This is a genomic window from Priestia sp. YIM B13489, from assembly GCF_042787645.1.
Lineage (GTDB): Bacteria > Bacillota > Bacilli > Bacillales > Bacillaceae_H > Priestia > Priestia megaterium.
Window position 1 is genome coordinate 1,496,495 of sequence record NZ_JBHZOQ010000053.1, and the last position, 18,080, is coordinate 1,514,574.

Genomic DNA, 18,080 nt, shown 5'->3' on the forward strand with positions numbered 1-18,080 from the left:
ATGGGCAATTATATACTGAAACGAATTATGTCCATCATTCCAGTTTTTCTTTTGGCCACACTTCTCACGACTGGAATGGTTCACCTTTCATCGGTGGATCCAGCTGAAGCTTATTTAACAGCAGCCCATATCCAGCCGACTGATGAGATTTTAGCTCAAAAAAGACATGAGTTTGGTTTAGATCAACCATTCTTTATTCAATATGCAAACTCTATTATGAAGATATGCCAACTTGATTTTGGCATATCTTATGTTTCGAATAAGCCGGTTTGGGATGAGGTTATATATCGAATACCAGCGACCATCCAACTAGCTATAGCAAGTATATTAATAGCCGTGTTCGTCAGCGTGCCTCTTGGATTTTTGGCGGGAGTAAAGAAGGGTAGCGCTATTGATCATTTTAGTCGTTTACTTTCCTTTTTTGGTGCATCTATTCCAAGTTTTTGGCTGGGCTATATATTGGTCTTTTTCTTTTCTGTTAAGCTTAACCTTTTTCCAGTTGAAGGGATTGGGACATGGCAGCATCTTGTACTGCCTTCCATTACGCTAGCTCTTCCTTTAATAGCGATGTATACAAGATTATTACGTGCCAGTGTTCTTGAAAACTTGCAGCAACCATATGTGCTATTTGCTCGAACTAGAGGACTTAAAGAAAAAACGATTATGACAAAACATGTGCTGAGAATTGCTATTTCTCCAATGATAACTGGGCTTGGAATGAATCTTGGGAAATTACTTACGGGCACAATTATCGTTGAATCGGTTTTTTCTTGGCCTGGATTTGGACGTTATTTCATTGAAGCTATTTTTAATCGTGATATACCTGTTATACAATGCTATGTACTAATAGCGGCTAGTTTATTTATTTTGAGTAACTTAATTGTAGATATAGTTCAAATGTATATCGACCCGCGTATTTCCAGGAAAGAAGGGCAACATCGATGATAACAAGTATACGTACGATATTAAAAAATGAAAAAGTAATTCCCATATGTTCAACGATATTAGGTATTCTTTTTATCATCGCCATTTTGGCCCCTTGGATTACACCAAATGATCCCATTGCCGTCAATTTAGCTTATAAATTGCAGCCTCCAAGCTGGAATTTCCCATTAGGAACCGATCATTTAGGAAGATGTAACTTGTCACGTATTTTATATGGAGCACGCATCTCATTAGGTTTTGCTATACTTATTTTTATTTCATCATTAGCCATTGGTTTAATTATTGGAACTTTTTCAGGTTATAAAGGTGGCTGGGTCGACCATGTTTTAATGAGATTTTGCGATGCTGTTATGGCTTTTCCAAGCCTTATTCTTGTATTAGGATTGGTTGGTATATTTGGTCCTGGACTGTCACAAGTAATCTTAGCGCTGATGCTTGTACAATGGGTTTATTACGCGAGAATGTTCCGAGGAATGGCCCTTAGTTTGAAAGAGCAGAACTTTATCCCTGCTGCGAAGATCAGTGGTTCTTCTCAATGGAAGATCATTAAAAATCATATTATCCCCAATGTGTTACCCCCGCTTGTCGTAATGGGTACATTGGAAATGGGCTGGGCAATCATGGATATATCTGCTATGTCTTTTCTGGGATTAGGCGTTCAGTCTCCTACACCTGAATGGGGAGCAATGATTCACGAAGGAAAATCATATATTCGGACGAATCCGGAACTGATGCTTTATCCAGGTTTGTCTATTATGCTTGTTATTGTTACATTCAATCTATTAGGCGAAGCATTATCAGAGCGTTACGGTGTCAAACGTCGATTTTAAAAAGGAATGAAGAAAGTTGGGAACAGACAAGTCAAAAGTATTACAAGTTAGAGATTTACATGTTCAAATAAAAGCAAAAAACGGTATTACAACTCTCGTTCAAAATATCAATTTTGAACTGAAGCCTGGGGAGATTCTTGGTCTTATTGGTGAAAGCGGTTGTGGTAAAACCGTCACAAGTATGTCTATTCTTCAGCTCCTTAATCGTAAGGAAACAACAATTGAAGGGAGCATAATGCTAAAAGGACAAGAATTAAACGGTTTAGCTGAGAAAGAAATGCGTAAGATTCGTGGCAAGGACATAGCGTTTATTATGCAAAACCCGATGAATGCTTTTACACCAGTTTTTACTATTGGGCACCAATTTGTTGAGACTATTCGCTCTCATACGAGCTTGAATAAAAAACAGGCAACAGAGCTTGCTATTGAGTCAATGAAACAAGTAAACTTACCTGATCCTGACAAGCTTTTGAAATACTATCCTTTTCAACTAAGTGGGGGTATGCTTCAACGAGTAATGATTGCTATTGCAGCAAGCTTGCATCCAGCTGTTATTATCGCTGATGAACCGACCACCGCGTTAGATGTAAATAATCAGAAGAATGTACTACGTCATTTGGATAAAATTCGTTCCGAATATGGTTCAGCAATTTTATTAATATCACACGATCTAGGAGTTGTCTCTGAAATGGCAGATGAAGTAGCCGTTATGCAGCATGGGAAAATAGTAGAAAAAGCAGGTGTATTTCAGCTGTTTGATTCACCCAAGCATGAGTATACAAAGAAGCTGTTAAATGCAAGACCAACATTATATTTAGAAGAACCTATGACCAACTTAATTTGATATGGGGAAAGCATTTTATAAGAGGTGAACAAGTGAGTTTATTACAAGTAAACGAAGTCACTCATAGCTACGGAAGCCGAACTTTTTTTAAATGGCAAAATCGTTCTAAGAAAGTACTTTCTGATATCTCCTTCTCTATTGAAGAAGGAACATGTTTAGGAATGCTGGGTACGAGTGGAGCCGGTAAAAGTACGTTAGGAAAAGTAATCCTTGGTTTGGAAAAGCCAAAGCATGGACAGATTCTTTTTCAAGGACATGACATCTATACGGTAGATAAGTACACTCGCCAAAAAATTCGGCGTGATCTTCAAGTTGTTTTTCAAGATTCATACTCAGCAGTTAATCCCCGAATGACCGCCGAACGTATTATTGCAGAGCCGTTAGAAAACTATGAGAAATTAACATTAGCTGAACAAAAACGAACTGTAATTGAATTATTAGAAAAAGTAGGGCTCGGTGAAAAGGACTTGAAAAAATATCCACATCAATTTAGTGGTGGTCAGCTGCAAAGAATTAATATTGCAAGGGCAGTCTCTCTTAAGCCGAAGCTCATTGTCTTAGACGAATCTGTAAGCAGTCTAGACATGGTTACGCAAACTCTTATTCTAGAACTATTAAGGGAGTTAAAAGAAGACTTTGGCTTATCGTATTTTTTTATTACACATGATATCAAAGCCGCTTGCATGATTAGCGATACATTAGGTGTATTAGAAAAAGGAGAATTAATTGAATATTATAATTCGAAAAATGAGTTCTTTACTTCAGAAAATCCTGTGGTAAAAGAGATGAGAGGTTCTATACTTGCCGAGCATCCACGTTTTCGCTCGATTAGAACAAAGAGCAATTATATTTAATTTAAAGATATTACTATACTCATGCATTTTAAGACCTCGATTTCATCCACGTAATCGAGGCTATTGCTGTTATGTTTAACTCGAAACGATAGAAGGAGGCCGTTGGATGAATCATCGTACGTATCTTACTTTGGCGATTCCCCTGACAATCTCAACCATGACTACGCCCTTATTAGGTGCGGTGGATACCGCGGTTGTCGGGCAACTTTCAGCTCCAGCTTATATTGCAGGAGTTGCGGTAGGAACTCTTATTTTTAATACGTTATATTGGGTATTTGGCTTTTTAAGAGTTAGTACATCCGCCTTTGCTGCACAAGCAAATGGGGCAAGCGATCCAGATCAGGGAGTACTTGCTTTATCCCGCCCGTTTTTATTAGCTTTAATAGTAGGGGTGCTTTTTATTCTTTTACAATGGCCGATTGAACATACGGCTCTCCTAGTGATTTCTCCCGATGTTGATGTAAGCAGGTTTGCAGTAGAATATTTTAGAATTAGAATATGGGGAGCACCCTTTACACTGATGAACTATGTAATTCTTGGTTGGTTAATGGGAATGGCCAAGATCAGAGAATCTTTATGTTTACAGATACTAACAAATGTTTTAAATATGCTTTTAGCTATTCTTTTTGTCCATGTTTTTTCTTTTGACGTACAAGGAGTTGCTACAGCAACCTTGATTGCTGAAGTTACAGCCTTCATATTAGGATTATTCATTATTTTGAAAGTATCTCCATTTAAATGGAAAATGCCATCAATTCAGGCACTTATAGATACAAATTCTACGAAGAGGATGTTTAATGTTAACAAGGATTTGTTTATTCGAACTATTTGTTTATTAGTCGTTATTAATATGTTCACAGCAAAAGGTGCTTCATTTGGCACAGAATTTCTAGCTGCAAATGCTGTATTATTTCAAATTCACTATATAATGGCTTATTTCTTTGATGGATTTGCTAATGCTTCTAGTATCCTAGTTGGCAAAGCAGTAGGGTCAAATGATAAAGAATTATTTAAAAAAACACTTACTTTGTCTAGACAGTGGTCGATAATAACAGCTGTTATTATAGCTAGTTTATATGCACTTTTTCAAAAGCAGGTTATAGGGCTATTTACGAATTTGCCTGATGTGATTGAACTTTCACTTGCGTATGGAGTATGGCTTATCATCTACCCCTTTGTTGCTTGTTTTGGCCTTGTCCTTTATGGGGTTTTTACAGGAGCAACTGAAATTGTTCCCGTTCGAAATTCTATGATTTACGCGATGGTTATCTATATCATTATACAGATTACAGCAACTCCTATCTGGCATAATCATGGCCTATGGCTGGCTTTCATCATCTATACTATCGGGCGATCAGGGTTCCTAGTTATGTACACTCCGCGATTAAATAAAAAATTGGTAGAGCTAAAGGGAGAAGGCTGAAAAAATTATAACAAAATAGTTCCGGTTCAATCATGGAGGAATCCATCAAACGCCGATGTACTACCGGTGCTGCTACTCTCTTAAATAGATGGGGTTATTAAGAAAGAAAGCGGTCAGGGAGGAGGATCTTCTTTCTTAATAAAGGTCTGTTAAATGATTAGTAGATTTTTATTTAAGTAAAGCAAGAAAGAAATAAGCAAGCAGCCAAATGCTTTTTAAGAAAGCTTTGGCTTTTTTGCACGTTTCCAAAGCTTAATTCTCTTTTACAAACAATTGATCTTCCCTTCAAAAATATATAGATTGCTACTAAGAAATAAAAAAATTTTGTTCATTATCGTATAATAAATTTCTTTATTGAAAACAGCAATACGAATCTAATGGATTCGAATTTTTCGGTGACATTCAAAATACTTCCTAAGCAATAGAAAGAAGAGGTTTTGAACGTCTATAATTAGGTTAAACGTATTGTAACATTTATTTTTTATTTATTCTGTATATTTAAATTATTCGTTCATAATGGTACAATAAAATGATGGAAAGAGGATATGATGCTTCTTTCTTAATAAAGGATGAAGAAATATGGATATTAAAGCTCAGCAAACAAAGCTGGCGAATAATTTGGGCAAATTGTTACGAGATAACTTTGGAAAAGGCCCTGAGGCTGTTCATGTTACGATTTATGAACCTTATGTTGTTATTTATGTCAGTGGCTTCGTATCACCTATGGAGCAAGTACTGTTAAATCAGAATGAAGAACTTCAAGTGATGACTACAAGAGAGCTGTTGGTAAAAACTCTTGAACCTCAAATCACTGGTCAAATTAAAGGGATTACAGACCTCGACATACAGCACTTATATTATGATTGGAATTTAGATCACCACTCCGGAATTTTTGTGGGAGTGTGTCTGGACGATTTGAAAGCCGATTTGACTGAGGGTGACCCTTACCCAGGAAAACAAGCAATTCATGATCGAATTATAAAGATGAGTGAGATTGCCCAAAAAGGACCTGAAAAAATTTCTTCATATAAATTAAGCGATCGTACATTGGTCATCGTACGCGAGGGAATATTGGTGGCTATTGAAAAACAGCTAATTTCGTTGGGTTTTGATGACACCTTACGCATCTCTAAACGTCCTTTGGAAAAAGGAATCTTACGACAAAACGATGACTATGATGAGATATTAAATGCAGACATTCTTGATATTTTTGTAGATTGGGATTTTGAAAAGGATAATAGTATTATTACGCTTATCCTAAAACCAAAAAAGTAATGAGGCAGTAATGAATTGGACACACTGTGCCAAACATAAGCCGAGGAAGCAAAGGACATACCTTTTCTTTTTCGGCTTATTTTTGTTGTCTAAAAAGAGTAAGTCCTTTTGTAACGGAATAATTCCCTAAAACAGCACCTAAAAATAGGATGTGCCAACAGAAAGGATTTGGTCGGGATGGCTGATAATCATGAGATTGTATTGTTTATAAAAGAGCTTCGTCGATTGTTGCAGGATTACCAAAAGTATGACAATGAATTATACAAAGAAGAAATTAGCAAGGATATACTACTTTTAAGTACCATTATCTATGGAAGTAAAATTGGAATTTTAAATAAAAGAAGAATCTTGAAACACAGAAAATACAAAGGTAAACAGAAACCAATCTATTAAAGATATACTAGTATGCCTTTCGTTTACACTTTATAAAAAGTGAATTCTTATTACCGAAAATGATCTTATGAGGAAGAAGGATTTTTCATAAAACATCACGAATAGTATACCTTATGAAACTAGAAACTAGGTGCACCATCTATGGATAAAACGAAACTGGAAAAAGAATTAAGTAGCTATATGGGAAGGTTACTTCGTGAAAACTTTGGAAGAGGTCCTGGAGGTGTATTCACCGTCATTTCTCCTCCTTTTATAACCGTTTATTTTAAAGCCTTTTTATTACCTTTAGAAAAGGTTTTGTTAGACAAGGAACAAGTTATCTATGTTCAAAAAACACGTGATTTGTTAATGGAGACTTTAATTGAAGAGATAAAAGGATATATACAATTAAATATACATTTAGATATTAAAGAATTTTATTATGATTGGAATTTAGAGCTGCAGTCTGGGATGTTTATCATGATCCATTCTGATAAAGAAAACATAGCTAATCATTCCTATAAGAATCAGAAATTGCTACATAAAGAAGTTGAGGAAGTAACTCAAAAAGCAGAAAAATTCCCTCACGATGTTTCTTCTTATTTATTAGATCAGAGAACACTTCTTATAATCAGGGAAGGTATTATGGTAAATATAGAGAAAGAATTAGTTCAATTAGGATTTGAAGAAAACCTTACATTGGCTAAAAGAAATCTCGAAAAAAGGCTACTTCATGAACATAGTCAATCATTAGAAGTAATTTTAGATTCAAAGGTAACAGATATACTAGTAGCATGGGACTTTCATAAAGATAAAAGTACAATTCTTCTGATTTTAAACCCAACTTCATAACGGCATTGATAAGCTAGGCACTGAACTAGATGTAGGCCAAAAAGAAAGGTTATATAACCTTTCTTTTTGGCCTATTGTTTTTTTACTACTATTAAAATAAAGAAAGTGGTGATAATTATGCTATTTCAATCGGATGAAGGAAAGGAACCTTTAACTGTTGAGATACACACTGAAGTGGATATAGTAGAAGCGCGTCAGAAAGGGCGAATGTTTTCTAACTGCTTAGGCTTCAGCACACTTGATCAGGCCCGAATTATTACGACTATTTCAGAATTATCCAGAAATATATATAAATATGCCACTACCGGAAAAATTACAATGGAAATAATAGAGAAAAAACCTGAAATAGGACTCAAAATAATAGCTATAGATAAAGGACCTGGCATTAAAAATATTCAAAAAGCGCTGGAAAGTGGCTATACAACGTCAGGAGGGTTAGGCGTTGGTTTATCAGGGGTGAAAAAATTAATGGACGAATTCACCATATCATCTCAAGAAGACCATGGCGTTAACATCCAGGTTATAAAATGGAAAAAAAGAAATAAGTAAAAGGAAGACAAGTTAAACTGTAAACGTTTACCTACAACAGTAGGTAAAGATTTGTATAGATTTATGAGTAGCTAGACTGAAAAATCTATTTTTCATTAAGCACTATTAAGGTCAAGAAATTTTAAAAAGTTTAAGAAAGAACGGACTTCCTCTTTACAAAAGACTCCTTTATTGAATAGAAGATAGCTTCTAAAAACATCATCCCCTGATGATCCGGCTCTAGGATAAGGTTAAGATATTTCACATGCGTGAATTGGTACCTTCAGCATGTGCTTCTCCTCTATTAACTCTTAGCAGTAGGACAAAAATGTTTCTTCGCAGTGTCACAAGAGGCTTAGAAACATGAGAAAAAGGTGTAGAAAATTATGATCAATTATATTTAATCGTTAAAATAATTGATCATAATCAAGTCTCAAAAACCATAGATTCTTGGAAATTATTAATAATGATAATTGTGATATAAACAGTACAGGTATATAATTGTGTGAAAAAAGGATGGATACTATGCCGATTAATTCGTTTGAAAACTATCCGATGAGCTGGAAACCATCTGTTGATAAAACAAGAAAGCCTATTTACCAAGCCATTGCAGGACAATTGGAACAGGATATTATCAAGGGAGTTTTATTACCTGGAACAAAACTTCCTCCACAGAGAGAGCTAGCCGATTATTTAGATTTAAATTTGAGTACGATTTCAAAAGCATTTAAAGTGTGCGAGCTAAAGGGTTTATTAAGTGCTACTGTTGGAAGCGGTACATTCGTATCGTATGATGCGTTATCGAATGCGTATTTACTCGAAGATATAAAGCCTAGCCACTTAATTGAAATGGGCGCGACACTGCCAGACAATGATTCATACGAGCCGCTTCTCCTTCTACTAAAAGATATGCTACAAGAGACTGATTACGAAAAGTGGTTTAGTTATGGGAGGCCAGGTGAAAGTCTTTGGCAAAAAGATGCAGCTGTAAAGCTGATGAGAAGAGGCGGATTCAAAACAACAGTTGATCACATTTTATTTGCAAATGGAGGACAAAATGCAATTGCTGCAATACTAGCGAGTCTTTGTCAGCCTGGAGATCGCATCGGGGTTGATCATCACACTTATCCAGGTTTAAAAACGGTTGCAGCTATGCTTAGTGTACAATTAGTACCGATAAAATCAAAGAATTATGAAATGAGTCCAACTGCTTTTGAATATGCATGTAAAAATGATAATATTAAAGGCATTTACTTGATACCAGACTACCATAATCCAACTGCTTGCTGTATGTCCGTTGAAAACCGAGAAAGGCTTGCCGTGATTGCAAAAAAATATAACCAATTTATTATTGAAGATGCAACGTATCATCTCCATCATGAGCAACCAATGCCAGCAGTGGCATCATATGCACCAGAACAAGTCATCTATATTGCGAGTTTATCAAAATCAATAGCACCAGGGTTACGACTAGCATATGTAGCAGCGCCTAGTCGATTTAAAGAGCCTATTTCAAAAGCACTTTATAATTTAAATATATCAGTTTCACCATTATTAGCAGAGCTAACAGCACGTATTATTGTGTCAAATCAATTTGAACCCTTAGTAGAGAATCATCGTCAACAAGCTATTCTCAGAAATCGAATTGCAAATCAACATTTAGAAAATTACACGTGTTTAGGTATGGAAACTGGTATATTTCGTTGGTTACTATTACCAGAAAAGATTACAGGTGCTGAATTTGAAACATTAGCTGCGCAGCAGGGCGTACAAGTGTATGCAGCAGAACGCTTTGTAGTGGGAAACAGTTGTCCAGACAGAGCTGTAAGGATCGCTGTCTGTGCACCGAAAACGATTGGAGAGCTTGAGCAAGGATTGATTATCCTTAAACGTTTACTTAACGACTATTTATAATATTGTTTGCCATACAATTATAATATTGTATGGTTTTTTTATGCGTGTTATGATAATCCAAATCTAGGGAGAATATTTTCAAAAATAAAATGAGTTTCCTGAAAGGAAGGTTATGATGGTAAACGAGGATCATGTAAAAGCTTCAGACACCCAATCAACTTGTTTACAAGAATATGTTAATTCACCAGAGAAACAAAAAGCTTTATATAAACGAACCTTATTTGTTGTAAGTGTTTCTCAAATCTTTGGCGGTGCAGGATTGGCAGCAGGAGTTACTGTCGGTGCACTTATTGCACAGAAAATGCTTGGTACAGATGCCTATGCAGGAGTACCGACGGCTCTATTTACTTTAGGATCTGCAGGAGCTGCTTTGTTAGTAGGAAAGCTTTCTCAAAAAAAAGGGCGTCGTGCAGGACTTACGACGGGTTTTATTCTAGGGGGAGTTGGAGCAATTGGTGTTATTTTTTCTGCCATTCTTAATAGTGTTTTTCTTCTTTTTCTTTCGCTCCTCGTTTATGGGTCAGGAACAGCTACTAATTTACAAGCGCGTTATGCAGGAACAGATTTAGCCAAAGCAAAACAACGGGGGACCGCTGTTAGTATGGCCATGGTTTTCACTACATTTGGAGCCGTTGCAGGTCCGAATTTAGTTAATGTAATGGGAGATTTTGCTCTTTCTATTGGTGCCCCAGCACTTGCGGGACCTTTCATTTTAGCAGCAGTTGCATATATAGTAGCTGGTCTTGTATTTTATATTATGCTGCGTCCGGATCCGTTACTGATTGCAAGAGCAATAGAAGCGAATGAACAAGAACGTGATGCTCAAAGAAATTTAATAAATACTGAGCGATCAACGAACAAAAAAGGAGTGGCTGTTGGCGCCACAGTTATGGTTCTTACTCAAATTGTAATGGTTGCTATCATGACCATGACACCTGTGCACATGAAACATCATGGCCACGGGCTAACTGAAGTAGGAGTTGTAATTGGCTTTCATATTGGTTCTATGTATCTTCCTTCATTATTTACAGGGGTCTTAATTGATAAAATTGGACGAACGGCGATGACAATTACTTCAGGAATTATCCTTCTTTTAGCTGGGCTGGTAGCAGCTATGGCACCGAGTGATTCAATGGTTCTTCTAGTGGTTGCTCTATCGTTACTTGGATTAGGATGGAACTTAGGTTTAATTAGCGGGACAGCTCAAATAGTGGATGCTACAGAACCATTAACACGTGCGAAAACACAAGGTACTATAGACGTTTTAATTGCTTTAGCGGGAGCTTCCGGAGGAGCTTTATCCGGAATGGTTGTGGCTCAATCAAGTTATGCTGTTTTATCATTAAGTGGAGGAATTCTGTCTTTGATATTAATTCCGGTTATCATATGGGCTTATAGGAGTACAGGTGAAAATAAAGTTAAAGTAGGTCAAGGACTTTAATTTATCTGCGGTATGGAAGCCCGGCTCTGAAATAAATCATGTCACTCAAATTTACTTGTATTCTTCCACTTCCGTTTAAAGAATTGAATTCTTTTTTACAGAGACTACATTGACATTTCAATTACACGAATGACCTTCTACCTAACAGAGGAGAAGGTTTTTCGATTTTAATTATTCATTAAGACTAATATTAATCGCCGCGTTGTTTATATTGTTTAAAATAGTTTTATTTCTTAACGTAATCCTACCCGACAAATAATCACCCTTTTTCAAGCACGCTAAAAGCATACGTTTATGATATATAGATTTTGATGTAATCTTTGGAACATTTCTACCCGTATGAGGGGCGCAATAGAGGAGGGAGTGTGTAAAGAGGTTCCCCCTCACTTAACTCAGTTATATATACAAACAATACTCATATACATTTATTGAATGGCTTCTTTAAACTTGTCACGAAATAAAACATAATTCGATAAAGAGTACATAGGAGGAGAAAACATGTTTGTTCATATAGTTCAACCTGGTGATACCCTGTCTTCAATAAGCAGTAGATATGATTATCCCATTGCGCAGCTTAGGAGGGTAAATGGTTTAGAAGAAACAAATGTTGTTCCAGGTCAAGCCTTACTTATAGCTTCTTATGTATACACAGTTCAACCTGGTGATACGATGAGGAGTATTGCTAAAAAAGCTTATGTATCCTTAGAACAATTAAAAAGAGCTAATCCTTCAGTCCATTATAATTATTTGCAGGTGGGAATGAAAATGAAAATCCCTAATATATCAGACTATATTGCAGGTACACTGGAGTATTATGCCGTTCGAAATCCAGAATTAGATCGCGATTTAATTACTGATTTTGCAACTTATTCCTCGTCCATTTCTATCTTTGAATATCATTTTGGCAGCAATGGAGATATTATGAATGATTTAAACGATTTAGTAGCAATTGAAACGACTTGGAAAAACCGAGTTACACCGTTAGTTACGATTACTAATCTAACTTCTGAAGGGTTTAGTTCGGATCTTGCCCATCAAGTTTTAAATAATCCTCAGGCAAGAAACAATCTTGTTAATAATATTTTTTATTTAGTATCTAGAAAAGGCTACGGGGGGGTGAATATTGATTTTGAACGTGTAAAGGCTGAGGATAGAGATCTTTTTACAGGATTTTTACGTCAGCTGGGTGAACGTTTAAAACCTGCCGGATACGTGCTGACCATAGCGGTTCCAGCGAAGACAAGCGAAGATATTCCTTGGTTAAAAGGATATGATTACGGTGGAATAGGTGCCGTTGTTAACTATATGTTCATTATGGCATATGATTGGCATCATGCAGGCAGCGAACCAGGGCCTGTTGCACCTATTACTGAAGTAAAAAAAACAATAGAATTTGCGATAAAAAGTGTTCCGCGAAGAAAGCTTATCATTGGAGTCCCTTTGTATGGATATAACTGGTCAATTCCTTACAAGCCCGGCACAGTAGCATCTGCTATATCCAATCAAGATGCGATTAAAACAGCGATGAGATATCAGTCGCCTATCCAATATTCAAAAGAGTACAAATCGCCATTTTTTCAGTATAGAGATCAAGCGGGACAGATGCATGAAGTATGGTTTGAAGATGTAAGAAGCATGAGTGAAAAAATGGTGTTAGTTCGTAAATTTGGTTTGCAAGCAATAGGAGCTTGGCAATTAACACTTGGATTTACGCCAGGGCCTTGGCTTTTAAAAAAATTTTTCACTATTAGAACGGTATAAATAGCATTAGTTTTTATGGATTAATTTAGATATTTTTCAGTTAACAGTTATTCGATATACGTTGTTAACAATAAAAAAATTCTATTTATAGTAACTTATAAGAAGTTGGAGGTACTGCCATGGCAAAAAGGATAGATGTCTCAATAAAGCAGCATCAATTAAAACTATATGATGGAGCTAAATTAGTAAAGACATATCCTATTGCTGTAGGGAAAATGATTACGCCAACTCCAACTGGAAAATTTAAAATCATTAATAAAGATACTACCCCTCCAGCTGTATTTGGTCCCTTATGGATGGGACTATCAAAACCTACATATGGAATACACGGGACTAATGATCCAGCTTCTATTGGCAGAGATATGTCACATGGATGTGTCAGAATGGACAATGAAGATATTCTAGAACTTTCCTCTGTAGTTCCCATTGGAACGCCGGTTTACATACATAAATAATAGTTTAAGAAGAGCACGACTGTTTACATTTAGCTAATTGTCGAGATCGAGGGTATCAAAGTTTAAGTAGATGCTATACAATCATGGGCTTTTTGTACAAAAACAAAAAAGTACCCCGATTAACAGAGGTACTTTTAGCATTTTAACTTATCTTGATGATGGAGACGTAGTAACTTCTGGAGATGTCACTTTGTCATAAAAATCTACGAATTTGTCACGATCCTCGCTATCACGGTAAGCCATAGCAACACGTGGATGTTCATTCAGTACACCAGAAATCATGTAAGGAATGATATAGCCCCATTCCCACTTTTGACGCATTTCAAGCATATGTTTTTCAATTACGCCAAGAATCGGCTTCATTTCATAGCTTGGTTTTGGGATGTAGCTAACAAGCAGCTCTGTGTTACAGTTACCAGCTGCACGGCCCATACCATAAACAGATGAATCAAGGAATGTAACGCCACTGCGCATTGCAGTTAATGTATTAGCAAAAGCTAGCTGCATGTTGTTATGGGTATGGATCCCAAGCTGTTTGCTAGGAATCATGGCTTGAAACTTTTTCACTTGATGCTCAATATCCGCAGGGTCTAGGCTTCCAAAGGAGTCAACGATATATACAACATCTACAGGGCTTTTCTTTACCATTTCAAATGCTTCAATAAGCTGATTTTCCGGTACGCTAGATAGTGCCATAATGTTAAGTGAGGTCTCATAGCCCAAATCATGAAACATTTTTATAAGCTCTAAGCCTTTATCTACTTCGCGGATATAGCATGCCACTCGAATCATATCTAACATACTTTGTTCACGTGGCAGAATGTCATTTGGATCTACACGCCCAATATCTACTAAGGCAGATAGCTTCGTGAACTTTTTCTCAGGGATAATTTCTTTGAGAAAGTTATCGTCAAGAAATCTCCATGGATTGGGCTCAGTTGCTTGAAGAAGCTTAGGTGAATTTTTATAACCGATCTCCATGTATTCAACGCCGGCTGCGCTTAGGCCGTTATATAAGTCTTGCACAAATCCAACGCTAAAATCCCAATTATTAATTAAACCTCCGTCACGAATGGTACAGTCTATAATTTTGCTATTATGTCCCATGGTAGTTGTTTCCTCCTATGTATTCTATTTATATAAATATTGTTTTAAACTTTATCGCTTTTATGCTTTTAAGTGCTAAACTCTCCTATTGTGTTTATACCATGACTGATTCAGGGGCGTCAATGTATTTTCTAAATGTTTCACTGCTTTACTGCATTTCATGGTAGGAGATGCTTCGGCTTTTTATCCGCTTGATGCTCTTAAAACAACACCAAGTCCAGCACTACAACCCCTAGTATATACAAACACAACCTTTATTACATCACTACTTACTGCAATAAAGATTGTTTTTTAATTGAAAACGTTTATTAGGGAGGGAACTGCCATTAGTATCTAGGTTATAGGTTTAGATTTCTCTATAATTAATCCATAAATTTGGGAAGAGATTTAAAACCTGAGAAATAAGAAACTTTTTTCGCATTAACAGTTGTATAGGAAGTAGTAGCTGTTACTTAATCATTTTAATTTACTTGTCTTTACATCGTCCAAAACGTAAGAAATGATAAGAGTATAGAGGTAATAAACATCGCAATCAACGGCTTTAATGCTTTTGTTCGAAGAGCCTTCAAACTTACATTTAACCCTAGCCCGACCATAGCCATTGTTAAAAGAAAGGTAGTTAGAGTTGAAATATCATCCATGATCGTTTTAGGTATTATAAGGTGCTTACCAACGACATAACTCCCAAAAATACTCATGATTATAAAACCTATTAAAAACCAAGGGAATTCAATCTTAGTATCCTTTTCAATTTTTCCTGTTCGCTTCATCCAGTACATTAAGATAAAGCTTAATGGCACAAGTAAGAGCACTCTGCCTAACTTGGCCAACAGGCCAATAGCTAGGGCGTCGCGTCCAGCCGGTGCTGCCGCTAGAGCTACATGGGCAATTTCATGGAGGCCAACGCCTGACCAAATTCCATATTGAATATTTGTTAAATGTATATAAGGTCTTAAAATGGTATATCCAATCGCAAATAGGGTTCCCACTAAAGCAATAACACCAGCTCCGATAGCTGTATCTTCTTCTTTTGCTTTTATAATTGGAGAAACAGCTGCGATAGCTGCAGCACCGCATATTCCTGTTCCTATCCCTAAAAGAAGGGATAAACCGCTATCAGCCTTCATCCATTTGGCTAGAAAAACCGTTAAAACAATTGCAAATAAAGCCGTTCCCACATCGTGAAGCAACAATCCTAATCCGTGATGAATAACAACATCAATATTAAGCTTTAGGCCATATAAAATGATGGCATAGCGTAACAGCTTTTTAGAAGAAAATTCAATTCCAGATCTTATTTTTTCAGGGTACCCCAAAATTTGACGATAAATGACTGCCATTATAATTGAACAGGCTAGTGGACCGATATGATTAAACCCCTGGAATTTCGCTAAGCCATAAGCAAGTAAAGCAAAAAGAAAAGTAAAAGCAATTCCTTCAGCCCATAAAAAAACATTAGGTGACGTCTGGGCATTTGTTCGTGGGAATAGAGTCCGTTTTTGGGCTTTATTTATATTTATCATACATTTCATCTCCAATATGAATTCTTATCAAGTGCAGCTTCACACAAGAAGTGTATACCTTAACTATAAAAGACGATTTATTATTAGTAAAATATATATAAATCATAGTTTAGATTAAAAATATTAATAACTAATGCGTAAAAGCAGCAAGTTGATCTTCAGATTCACTGAAAATCAACTTGCTGCTTTTATTGGTTTTTTATTTCTCATTACACGTTTTGATATCTGAAACATAGTCCATCAACTACTAATTTTACAAAACTGCATAAAAATATCGGTTCTTATGAGAGAAAGACAGCCTTACTAGTTGCTAAGCCTTTTTTGCGTCTATACCATAGCAGAATCAAGCTGCCTAGCACACAAAGGAAAGAAACTAATTGAGCTATTCTGATATGAGAGGTTAACATTAAGCTATCTGTACGCAGTCCTTCTATAAAAAATCTTCCTATCGAATACCATAGCAGGTAAGTAAGAAAGACTTCGCCTCTTTTTAACAAGGATTTTCTTAGTACGATTAGGACAAGCACACCTATTATGTTCCAAAGTGATTCATAGAGAAACGTAGGATGATAGTAAGTTCCATTTATATACATTTGGTTAATAATAAAATCAGGCAAATGTAAAGCTTCTAAGAACTGACGTGTAACAGGTCCGCCGTGTGCTTCTTGATTCATGAAGTTTCCCCACCGGCCAATAGCTTGGCCTAATAATAAGCTAGGAGCTAAAACATCAGTCATTTTCCAAAAAGAAAGATTCTTTTTTCTGCAAAACCATATAGCTGTTAATACAGAGCCAATAATTCCACCGTGAATAGCTATGCCTCCATGCCAAATTGCTATAATTTCGCCTGGGTGGTCTTTATAATAACTCCATTCAAAAAGTACGTAGTAAATTCGAGCAGTAATGATAGCAATGGGTAGTGCTAGCAGAAGTAAATCAGAGATGGTTTCTGAAGAGATCCCTCGTTTCTTTCCTTCTTTCGAGGCTAACAAGAAGCCTAAGAAAGCGCCTATTCCTATGATAATTCCATACCAATGGACTTCAAGTGGACCAAGATGGAAGGCGATAGGGCTTAAAGGTTGTGTGTGTTGGTTCATGTCTTTTCTCCTTTACTTCATATCGATTTTCTTACATTTTTTAAGAGCAGTATTAAATTGGAGTGCCTTTTTAGTATATCTAATTGGATAAAGAAAGGACAACTTTTGCTTACGAACGATCATGATTTCTTTGCCTACTTTAGTGTAACAGAATAATCTCCTTAGAATAGTCAAAATTAAAATAGACAGTATATTGACTTAATTACCAAAATGTACTATCCTCATTTTAGACAATACACTGTCTAAAATGGAGGGTGAATATGGATATTTATAAAGAGCTTTTCTTGATGCAGCAAACTTACGCTACCTTATTTTCTCTGGCAAATAAAATTCAAGTAAAAGGTGATAAATCTCTTGAACTTTTAACATCAAGACAGCATATGGCGATGGTGGCAATTGCACATTTACCTGAAGATGAAACAACGTTGAATAATATTGCTAGAAAATTAGGAACTACAAAACAAAGCGTCAAACAGTTGATTACCATTATGGAAAAGAAGGGTTATGTTGACGTAGTTCCTAGCAGTAAAGACAAGCGTGCAGTTAACGTAAAAATTACGAAAGCGGGAAAAGAAGCACTGCTTGTTGTCTCAGAAAAAGGAATTTTCTTTTTGGAAGAACTTTTTAAAAAGTTCTCAACTGAAGAGTTGGAAATAATGTGGAAGCTTTTAAAGAAACTCTATAGCTTCGATGGGGAAGAACATGATGGATTTGAAGAAGAAGGCAACATCAAAATGGATGATGATCACAATGAATTACAGTTTAGAGTAATAAGGGAGCTTGAAAGTCGAAGAGTTCAAGCAATTGATAATATGAGAAAGAATATATAAAAAAACTGGATAAGCTAATCTAACTTAAA

17 protein-coding genes are annotated in these 18,080 nt (G+C 36.1%); 14 read left to right on the forward strand and 3 right to left on the reverse strand.

What is annotated here, in order from left to right:
* The 13 genes from nikB to ACFX4W_RS13525 all read left to right on the forward strand — a co-directional run bounded on the left by nikB (window position 1) and on the right by ACFX4W_RS13525 (window position 13,494).
* Window positions 1-945, forward strand: coding sequence for a nickel ABC transporter permease subunit NikB (gene nikB, locus ACFX4W_RS13465; RefSeq protein WP_043981821.1), 945 nt, complete (start codon window positions 1-3; stop codon window positions 943-945).
* Complete coding sequence (gene nikC / locus ACFX4W_RS13470) at window positions 942-1,775, forward strand: nickel ABC transporter permease subunit NikC (protein ID WP_043981822.1); 834 nt, start codon at window positions 942-944, stop codon at window positions 1,773-1,775. The genes nikB and nikC overlap by 4 nt, the downstream gene beginning before the upstream one ends.
* A gap of 16 nt (window positions 1,776-1,791) precedes the next feature.
* Window positions 1,792-2,619 carry a nickel import ATP-binding protein NikD gene (gene nikD / locus ACFX4W_RS13475; protein ID WP_043981823.1) on the forward strand — a complete coding sequence of 276 codons (828 nt, stop codon included), beginning with the start codon at window positions 1,792-1,794 and terminating at the stop codon, window positions 2,617-2,619.
* Between the two features lie 32 nt (window positions 2,620-2,651).
* On the forward strand, window positions 2,652-3,473 hold the full coding sequence (gene nikE / locus ACFX4W_RS13480; protein ID WP_162214016.1) for a nickel import ATP-binding protein NikE: 822 nt from the start codon (window positions 2,652-2,654) through the stop codon (window positions 3,471-3,473).
* Between the two features lie 106 nt (window positions 3,474-3,579).
* A complete protein-coding gene (locus tag ACFX4W_RS13485; protein WP_165575300.1) occupies window positions 3,580-4,896 on the forward strand; it encodes an MATE family efflux transporter in 1,317 nt (438 codons plus the stop codon).
* A gap of 579 nt (window positions 4,897-5,475) precedes the next feature.
* Window positions 5,476-6,171, forward strand: a complete 696-nt coding sequence (locus tag ACFX4W_RS13490; RefSeq protein ID WP_043981826.1) for a Na-translocating system protein MpsC family protein — start codon at window positions 5,476-5,478, stop codon at window positions 6,169-6,171.
* Window positions 6,172-6,348: 177 nt separating this feature from the next.
* Window positions 6,349-6,564: a hypothetical protein gene (locus ACFX4W_RS13495; protein ID WP_097823773.1), complete on the forward strand. Its 216-nt coding sequence runs from the start codon at window positions 6,349-6,351 to the stop codon at window positions 6,562-6,564.
* 141 nt (window positions 6,565-6,705) lie between these two features.
* A complete protein-coding gene (locus tag ACFX4W_RS13500) occupies window positions 6,706-7,395 on the forward strand; it encodes a Na-translocating system protein MpsC family protein (protein WP_043981828.1) in 690 nt (229 codons plus the stop codon).
* Window positions 7,396-7,512: 117 nt separating this feature from the next.
* The gene (locus ACFX4W_RS13505) at window positions 7,513-7,944 is read left to right on the forward strand and encodes an anti-sigma regulatory factor (RefSeq protein ID WP_043981829.1); all 432 of its coding nucleotides are present in this window, start codon (window positions 7,513-7,515) and stop codon (window positions 7,942-7,944) included.
* Between the two features lie 504 nt (window positions 7,945-8,448).
* Entirely contained in the window at window positions 8,449-9,837 is a 1,389-nt protein-coding gene (locus ACFX4W_RS13510) for an aminotransferase-like domain-containing protein (protein ID WP_165575299.1), read from the forward strand.
* A gap of 112 nt (window positions 9,838-9,949) precedes the next feature.
* Window positions 9,950-11,278, forward strand: a complete 1,329-nt coding sequence (locus ACFX4W_RS13515) for an MFS transporter (RefSeq protein WP_280559434.1) — start codon at window positions 9,950-9,952, stop codon at window positions 11,276-11,278.
* Between the two features lie 498 nt (window positions 11,279-11,776).
* Complete coding sequence (locus tag ACFX4W_RS13520; protein ID WP_043981832.1) at window positions 11,777-13,039, forward strand: glycoside hydrolase family 18 protein; 1,263 nt, start codon at window positions 11,777-11,779, stop codon at window positions 13,037-13,039.
* Between the two features lie 119 nt (window positions 13,040-13,158).
* Window positions 13,159-13,494 carry a L,D-transpeptidase gene (locus ACFX4W_RS13525; protein WP_013082624.1) on the forward strand — a complete coding sequence of 112 codons (336 nt, stop codon included), beginning with the start codon at window positions 13,159-13,161 and terminating at the stop codon, window positions 13,492-13,494.
* Between the two features lie 147 nt (window positions 13,495-13,641).
* Here ACFX4W_RS13525 and ACFX4W_RS13530 read toward each other — a convergent pair whose 3' ends face one another.
* From ACFX4W_RS13530 to lgt, 3 genes are all read right to left on the reverse strand, one after another.
* On the reverse strand, window positions 13,642-14,601 hold the full coding sequence (locus tag ACFX4W_RS13530) for an aldolase catalytic domain-containing protein (protein WP_377559542.1): 960 nt from the start codon (window positions 14,599-14,601) through the stop codon (window positions 13,642-13,644).
* A 476-nt stretch (window positions 14,602-15,077) separates the two neighbouring features.
* Window positions 15,078-16,124: a YeiH family protein gene (locus ACFX4W_RS13535; protein WP_280559435.1), complete on the reverse strand. Its 1,047-nt coding sequence runs from the start codon at window positions 16,122-16,124 to the stop codon at window positions 15,078-15,080.
* A gap of 281 nt (window positions 16,125-16,405) precedes the next feature.
* The gene (gene lgt, locus ACFX4W_RS13540) at window positions 16,406-17,221 is read right to left on the reverse strand and encodes a prolipoprotein diacylglyceryl transferase (RefSeq protein WP_237074766.1); all 816 of its coding nucleotides are present in this window, start codon (window positions 17,219-17,221) and stop codon (window positions 16,406-16,408) included.
* Window positions 17,222-17,481: 260 nt separating this feature from the next.
* Between lgt and ACFX4W_RS13545 the strand changes: the two genes are divergently transcribed.
* The gene (locus ACFX4W_RS13545; RefSeq protein WP_043981836.1) at window positions 17,482-18,051 is read left to right on the forward strand and encodes a MarR family winged helix-turn-helix transcriptional regulator; all 570 of its coding nucleotides are present in this window, start codon (window positions 17,482-17,484) and stop codon (window positions 18,049-18,051) included.
* Window positions 18,052-18,080 lie beyond the last annotated feature (29 nt).

Excerpts from the sequence above, each read along its gene's own strand:
- nikB (WP_043981821.1), top strand. The coding sequence starts at position 1 with ATGGGCAATTATATACTGAAACGAATTATGTCCATCATTCCAGTTTTT.
- nikC (WP_043981822.1), top strand. The coding sequence starts at position 942 with ATGATAACAAGTATACGTACGATATTAAAAAATGAAAAAGTAATTCCC.
- ACFX4W_RS13485 (WP_165575300.1), top strand. The coding sequence starts at position 3,580 with ATGAATCATCGTACGTATCTTACTTTGGCGATTCCCCTGACAATCTCA.
- ACFX4W_RS13490 (WP_043981826.1), top strand. The coding sequence starts at position 5,476 with ATGGATATTAAAGCTCAGCAAACAAAGCTGGCGAATAATTTGGGCAAA.
- ACFX4W_RS13495 (WP_097823773.1), top strand. The coding sequence starts at position 6,349 with ATGGCTGATAATCATGAGATTGTATTGTTTATAAAAGAGCTTCGTCGA.
- ACFX4W_RS13500 (WP_043981828.1), top strand. The coding sequence starts at position 6,706 with ATGGATAAAACGAAACTGGAAAAAGAATTAAGTAGCTATATGGGAAGG.
- ACFX4W_RS13505 (WP_043981829.1), top strand. The coding sequence starts at position 7,513 with ATGCTATTTCAATCGGATGAAGGAAAGGAACCTTTAACTGTTGAGATA.
- ACFX4W_RS13510 (WP_165575299.1), top strand. The coding sequence starts at position 8,449 with ATGCCGATTAATTCGTTTGAAAACTATCCGATGAGCTGGAAACCATCT.
- ACFX4W_RS13515 (WP_280559434.1), top strand. The coding sequence starts at position 9,950 with ATGATGGTAAACGAGGATCATGTAAAAGCTTCAGACACCCAATCAACT.
- ACFX4W_RS13520 (WP_043981832.1), top strand. The coding sequence starts at position 11,777 with ATGTTTGTTCATATAGTTCAACCTGGTGATACCCTGTCTTCAATAAGC.
- ACFX4W_RS13525 (WP_013082624.1), top strand. The coding sequence starts at position 13,159 with ATGGCAAAAAGGATAGATGTCTCAATAAAGCAGCATCAATTAAAACTA.
- ACFX4W_RS13530 (WP_377559542.1), bottom strand. The coding sequence starts at position 14,601 with ATGGGACATAATAGCAAAATTATAGACTGTACCATTCGTGACGGAGGT.
- ACFX4W_RS13535 (WP_280559435.1), bottom strand. The coding sequence starts at position 16,124 with ATGATAAATATAAATAAAGCCCAAAAACGGACTCTATTCCCACGAACA.
- lgt (WP_237074766.1), bottom strand. The coding sequence starts at position 17,221 with ATGAACCAACACACACAACCTTTAAGCCCTATCGCCTTCCATCTTGGT.
- ACFX4W_RS13545 (WP_043981836.1), top strand. The coding sequence starts at position 17,482 with ATGGATATTTATAAAGAGCTTTTCTTGATGCAGCAAACTTACGCTACC.